Annotated in this window: 5 protein-coding genes; 3 read left to right on the plus strand and 2 right to left on the minus strand. The window is 69.7% G+C overall.

Annotated features, from left to right (window positions below; genetic code table 11):
- A partial coding sequence (locus K1Y73_RS21135) for a pyridoxal-phosphate-dependent aminotransferase family protein (protein ID WP_225030352.1) occupies positions 1 to 1,012 on the minus strand: 1,012 nt, incomplete at its 3' end.
- 23 nt (positions 1,013 to 1,035) lie between these two features.
- Here K1Y73_RS21135 and K1Y73_RS21140 point away from each other — a divergent pair.
- The 3 genes from K1Y73_RS21140 (at position 1,036) to K1Y73_RS21150 (ending at position 4,345) form a co-directional block, all read left to right on the plus strand.
- On the plus strand, positions 1,036 to 2,934 hold the full coding sequence (locus K1Y73_RS21140) for an ABC transporter ATP-binding protein (RefSeq protein ID WP_225030355.1): 1,899 nt from the start codon (positions 1,036 to 1,038) through the stop codon (positions 2,932 to 2,934).
- 68 nt (positions 2,935 to 3,002) lie between these two features.
- Positions 3,003 to 3,788: a CAF17-like 4Fe-4S cluster assembly/insertion protein YgfZ gene (gene ygfZ, locus K1Y73_RS21145; protein ID WP_225030357.1), complete on the plus strand. Its 786-nt coding sequence runs from the start codon at positions 3,003 to 3,005 to the stop codon at positions 3,786 to 3,788.
- 230 nt (positions 3,789 to 4,018) lie between these two features.
- A complete protein-coding gene (locus tag K1Y73_RS21150; RefSeq protein ID WP_225030359.1) occupies positions 4,019 to 4,345 on the plus strand; it encodes a DUF6280 family protein in 327 nt (108 codons plus the stop codon).
- A gap of 121 nt (positions 4,346 to 4,466) precedes the next feature.
- On the opposite strand, the gene K1Y73_RS21155 is transcribed toward K1Y73_RS21150, so the two are convergent.
- On the minus strand, positions 4,467 to 5,282 hold an 816-nt coding region (locus tag K1Y73_RS21155), incomplete at its 5' end, for a hypothetical protein (RefSeq protein ID WP_404819118.1).

Below are 5,282 nucleotides of genomic sequence, written 5' to 3' on the forward strand. Positions count from 1 at the left end.
TGCCCAGCGTCACCCCCGCCTGCGTCTCGCACCAGGCGCGCAGCCGCGTGGCATCGGGCGCCCCCAGCCGCGCCGCAGTGACCGAGCGGCCGCGCCACTCGGGCCGCGCCACATTCATCGCAATCGCCGGATTGCCCTGGCCCCAGGTCTCGAACGCGGCCCAGACCGCACGCGCCAGCGCCTCGTGCCGGGCCCAGACCGCGGGCAGGCCCTCTTCGTGCAGGATCATGGTCAGCGCCTCGCGCAGACCATACAGATGCACGGTGGGCGCGGTGCCGAACCAGTATTGCCAGAATTCCGAGGGCGCAGCCCGCGCGCCCCAGCGCCAATAGGGCGTGGCCAGATCCGACACGCCACAGCGCGCGCGGGCCTGTTCCGAGAACCAGACGAAGGCCATGCCCGGCGGCACCATCAGCCCCTTCTGGCTGGCCGCCACCGTGACATCGACGCCCCAATCGTCCATCCGGTATTCGTCGCAGCCCATCGAGGCGATGCAATCCACGGCCAGAAGGGCGGAATGCCCCGCCGCATCCATCGCCGCGCGCAGGGCCGCAATGTCATTGCGGATCGACGAGGCGGTATCGACCTGCGTGACCAGCACCGCCTTGATCCGCCCCTCGCGGTCGGCGCGCAGCGCCGCCTCCAGCCGGGCCGGATCGGCCTGGGTCTGGCGGCCGAAATCCAGCATCTCGACCTTGATGCCCATATCGGTGGCATGGCGCGCCCAGCCATGGCCGAAATGGCCCGAGGCCAGGACCAGCGCCGTCTCGCCGCGCGAGAACATGTTGGCATTCGCCGCCTCCCAGGCGGCATGGCCATTGCCGATATAGGGCGCAACATGGGCCTTGGTGCCCGCAAGCGCCCGCAGATCGGGGATCATGCCGGCCACCATGGCTTCGATCTCTTCGCCATAGATGTTCGGGCTGCCGCGATGCATGGCCCGTTGCACCCGGTCGGGAATGACCGAGGGGCCGGGGATGGCGCGATAGGGCTGGCCATGGGCAAGCGACATAAGGGACGGCTCCTGCAAGCGGCATGTTCAAGCAACACGTCCTGCCATGGCTAGCCGCGCGCCCGGCCCAGGTCAATTCGGCTCAGCCCAACCGCCGCGCCGCCCGGCTTGAGCCTGCGGCGGCGATCCGCTATCCCGAAAGCCCGCAGCCGCAGGACACAAGCGTGACATCGCAAGCCGAACCCGCCGCCCCGAAGGGCCTGTTCCTGCGCCACTGGCGGCGCTTCCTGCGCCCGCGCCGCTGGCTTCTGGTCCTCAGCTTCGTGACCTCGATCGTCGAAGGCTCGACCCTGGGCGCCCTGTCCTGGATGCTGAAGCCGCTGTTCGACCAGGTCTTTGCCGATCGCTCGACCCAGGCGCTGATCTGGGTCGGCAGCGGCATTCTGGCGCTGTTCCTGCTGCGCGCCGCGACCTCGATCCTGAACCGCTGGCTGATGGCCATGATCAATCAGGGCACCGCGGCCGAGATGCAGAAGGCGATGCTCGACCATCTGTTGACGCTGGACGGCGCCTTTTTCCAGACCAACCCGCCCGGCACGCTGATCGAGCGGGTGCAGGGCGACACGATGGCCGCGCAGGGCGCGGTGCTGTCGGTGGTGGGGGGGATCGGTCGCGATGCGGTGTCGCTGGCGGGCCTGTTCGCGGTGGCGCTGTCGATCGACGTGACCTGGACCATCGCCGCGCTGATCGGCGCGCCGCTTCTGATGCTGCCGGCGCTGGGGCTGCAGCGCTATATCCGCCGCAAGTCGCGGCAGATGCGGATGCAGGCCGGGCTGCGCGCGACACGGCTGGACGAGATCTTTCACGGCATCCAGCAGGTCAAGCTGACACGGACCGAGGCCTATCAGGGCAGCCGCTTTGCGCGCATCGTCGACACGATCCAGCGCGCCGAGGTGAAATCCGCGCTGGGCCGCGCCGCCATGCCGGCACTGGTCGATGTGGTGACCGGAATCGGTTTCTTCGCCGTCCTGCTTCTGGGCGGGCGCGAGGTGGTGGCGGGCACCCGCACCACCGGCGAATTCATGTCCTTCTTCACCGCCATGGCACTGACCTTCCAGCCGATCCGCCGACTTGGCGAACTGGCGGGGCTTTGGCAGATCGCGCTCGCCTCGCTGGAGCGGATCTTCGCCCTGTTCGACACGCTGCCCGGCCATCACCGCCCCGCGCGCTCGGCCGCGCAGCCGTCGCCGCTGCCGCCCGCGATCCGCTTTGACGATGTGCGCTTCGGCTATGATGCCGATCAGCCGGTGCTGCGCGGGCTAAGCTTCACCGCGGAAGCCGGCCAGGTCACAGCACTGGTGGGCGCATCGGGGGCCGGGAAATCCACCGTCTTCCACCTGCTGACCGCGCTGGCCGAACCGTCGGATGGCCAGATCGTCATCGGCGGCGTGGTCTCGACCCAGCTGACCCTGGCCGACCAGCGCCGGCTGTTCGCCGCGGTGACCCAGGAAACCGGGCTTTTCGACGAGACGCTGCGCGAGAACCTGATCCTCGGCCGCGAGGGCATTGCCGAAAGCCGCATCGCCGCGGCGCTGGACGATGCCAATGTCTCGGAATTCCTGTCGCGCCTGCCTGCGGGGCTGGAAACCCCGGCCGGGCCGCGCGGCTCGTCGCTGTCGGGCGGGCAGCGCCAGCGGGTGGCGATCGCGCGCGCCTTGCTGGCCGATGCGCCGGTTCTTCTGCTGGACGAGGCCACCTCGGCCCTGGATGCCGCTTCGGAAACCGCGGTGACCGAGGCGCTGGCCCGCGCCCAGGAAGGACGCACCACGCTGGTCATCGCCCATCGGCTGGCCACGGTGCGCGATGCCGACAAGATCGTGGTGATGGATCAGGGCCGGGTGGTGGAACAGGGCCGCCATGCCGAGCTTTTGGCGCAGGGCGGGCTTTACGCGCGGCTGCATGCGCTGCAATTCCGCGCCTGAGCCTTTGCGGTCGCGGGGCGGCAGGCCTATATCCTGGGGCTGCGACATGGGGGCACCAAGGGGGCAGCATGACGGAACGGGTGATCTGGCGGCTGACCGGCCGCGATGTGCTAAGCTTTCTGCAGGGGCTGGTAACGAATGACGTCCTGCCGCTGCAGCGTGGGCCCGGCGCGGTCTGGGCGGCGCTGCTGACGCCGCAGGGCAAGTATCTGGCAGATTTCTTCGTGATCCGCCGGGCCGGCGATGCCGAAGACGCCTATCTGCTGGACCTGCCCGCCCCCCTGGCCGCCGCCACGCTGAAGCGGCTGAGCCTGTACCGGCTGCGCGCCGATGTGCAGATCGGCGACAGCGGGCTTGTGGTCTCACGCGGACTGGGGCCGATGCCCGAGGGCGCGGTGGCCGATCCGCGCGATCCGGGCCTGGGCTGGCGGCTTTACAGCGAAAGCGCCCTGCCCGCGCCCGCGCCCGCGGTCGACTGGGACGCGCTGCGCGTGGCGCTGATGGTGCCCGAATACCCGCAGGACCTTGTGCCGGACGACAGCTATATCCTGGAAATGGGTTTCGAGCGGCTGCATGGCGTCGATTTCCGCAAGGGCTGCTATGTCGGCCAGGAAGTCACCGCGCGGATGAAGCACAAGACCGAGCTGCGCAAGGGCCTGGCCCGGCTGCGGCTGGACGGGGCCGCCCCGCCCGGCACCCCGCTGACCCTGCCCGACGGGCGCGAGGCCGGCCGGCTGGGCACCGTCGCCGAAACCGCGCAAGGCCCCGAGGCGCTGGCCTTCCTGCGCTTTGACCGCGCCGGGGCGGGGCTGCAGGCCGGGGCAGCGCAGGTTCTGGAGGTCTTGCAGCGTTAGCGTTCACATTCTCGCCAGAAAATCGGCAGCCCGGCTTGAACGCCCCGCCTGACTGCCTACATTTTGGCAGTTCTGCGCTTCAGGACAGACTAGATACGGTATCGGCCCCCGGAGCTATGCGCAGGATTCAACCCTGTCATGCAAAACAGGAATTCCCGAATCGTGATCAAATCGTTACAAGCGCGGGACGTCAAGCAGTTGACGAAGCAGACGACGCAGGAAGACCAGTGATGCTCGATACGATCGACAGCACGGCATTCAACTTCGAACAGGGCCAGCGCGCGCGCAAACTTTTTGCCGCGGTCGTGCTTGCTGCCTTGGACGATGCGATTGCCGATGACAAGAAATACGGCAATGGGCCGGATCAGATCGCCCGCTGGGCACGGTCGCGCGATGGGCGTGAAGTGCTGTCCTGCGCCGGGATCGACCCGAATGAGCGGGTGGTGAAGGGGCTGATGGAGTTCGTCTCCAAGGGCATCCGCACCAGCGTGGCGCTGAGCCGCGAGGAATCCGAACGTCGTGCGGCGCTGGACGCCGATCACGCCGAAGCCGCCTGACCGAAGCGCCGGCCCCCGGGGCCGGCTTCGCAAAGCAAAGCGCGCGCCCCCTGGGACGCGCGCTTTGCTTTTACGGCCAATCGGGCGGGGCGCGAGATGGCGCCCGGAGGGGCGTGGCGCGCTATTCGAAGTCGCGCGCGGTCATCGCCCGGTTGATCTCGACCCGAACCAGCTTGCGGACATTGCGGGTGATCCTTTCGCCCAGCGTGCCGGCCAATTCCTCGCGGATGATGTCGCGCACGATATCGCGCAGCATTTCCTCGTCCAGACCGGGATCGTCGCCATCGAACAGGCCCGGCCCCGGCGCGGCCCCGGCGGCAGTCTGCGAGGGCGGGGCGGCATCGGCCGGGTCCGCCGCCGGCGGCGGCACGACACCCCGCAGATCGGCGCCCAGAAGTTCGGCCCGTACCTCGGCCTCGGCCCGGTCGGCCCAGGCCCGGGCCAGCGGGTCTTCGGGCGGGCCTTCGGGCGCGGCAGAACCGGCGCGGGGATGGGCGGCGAAGGGCACGGGCTCGTCGTCGATCCAATCGTCGTCCGGCTGGATCCAGTCGACCTGCGGCACGGTTTCCGCCGTCCAATGGCCGCGCGGCAGCACCTCGGGCGGCGTGGCGGCCGCGGGCAGTTCGGCATCCTCTTCGATCAGAAGATCCGCCTCGGACGCCTCGGCAGCGCCGGCCGAGGCCCAGATCAGATCTTCGGTCCCCGCCCCGGCCCCGGTGAAATCCGCGGCATCCGGCGCCGGTTCGGCCAAAGGCGCATCCGGCGGCAGCAGGTCCTGCACCGCGGCCTGACCTTCTGTATCCTGTTCCGCATCCGGCCCTTCGGGCAGGGGCGGCGCAACCGGCGGCACGACCCGCAGGGCCGCGGTCAGCACCAGCTTGCCCGGCTCGGGCCGGGCCGGCTGCGATCTGGCCGCAACGGGCCGGGCGCCGCCCGG

The organism is Xinfangfangia pollutisoli, from assembly GCF_020179405.1.
GTDB lineage: Bacteria > Pseudomonadota > Alphaproteobacteria > Rhodobacterales > Rhodobacteraceae > Pseudogemmobacter > Pseudogemmobacter pollutisoli.

Bases quoted from the DNA above. Each gene is read 5' to 3' on its own strand.
- K1Y73_RS21140 (WP_225030355.1), top strand. From the start codon at position 1,036: ATGTTCAAGCAACACGTCCTGCCATGGCTAGCCGCGCGCCCGGCCCAG.
- ygfZ (WP_225030357.1), top strand. From the start codon at position 3,003: ATGACGGAACGGGTGATCTGGCGGCTGACCGGCCGCGATGTGCTAAGC.
- K1Y73_RS21150 (WP_225030359.1), top strand. From the start codon at position 4,019: ATGCTCGATACGATCGACAGCACGGCATTCAACTTCGAACAGGGCCAG.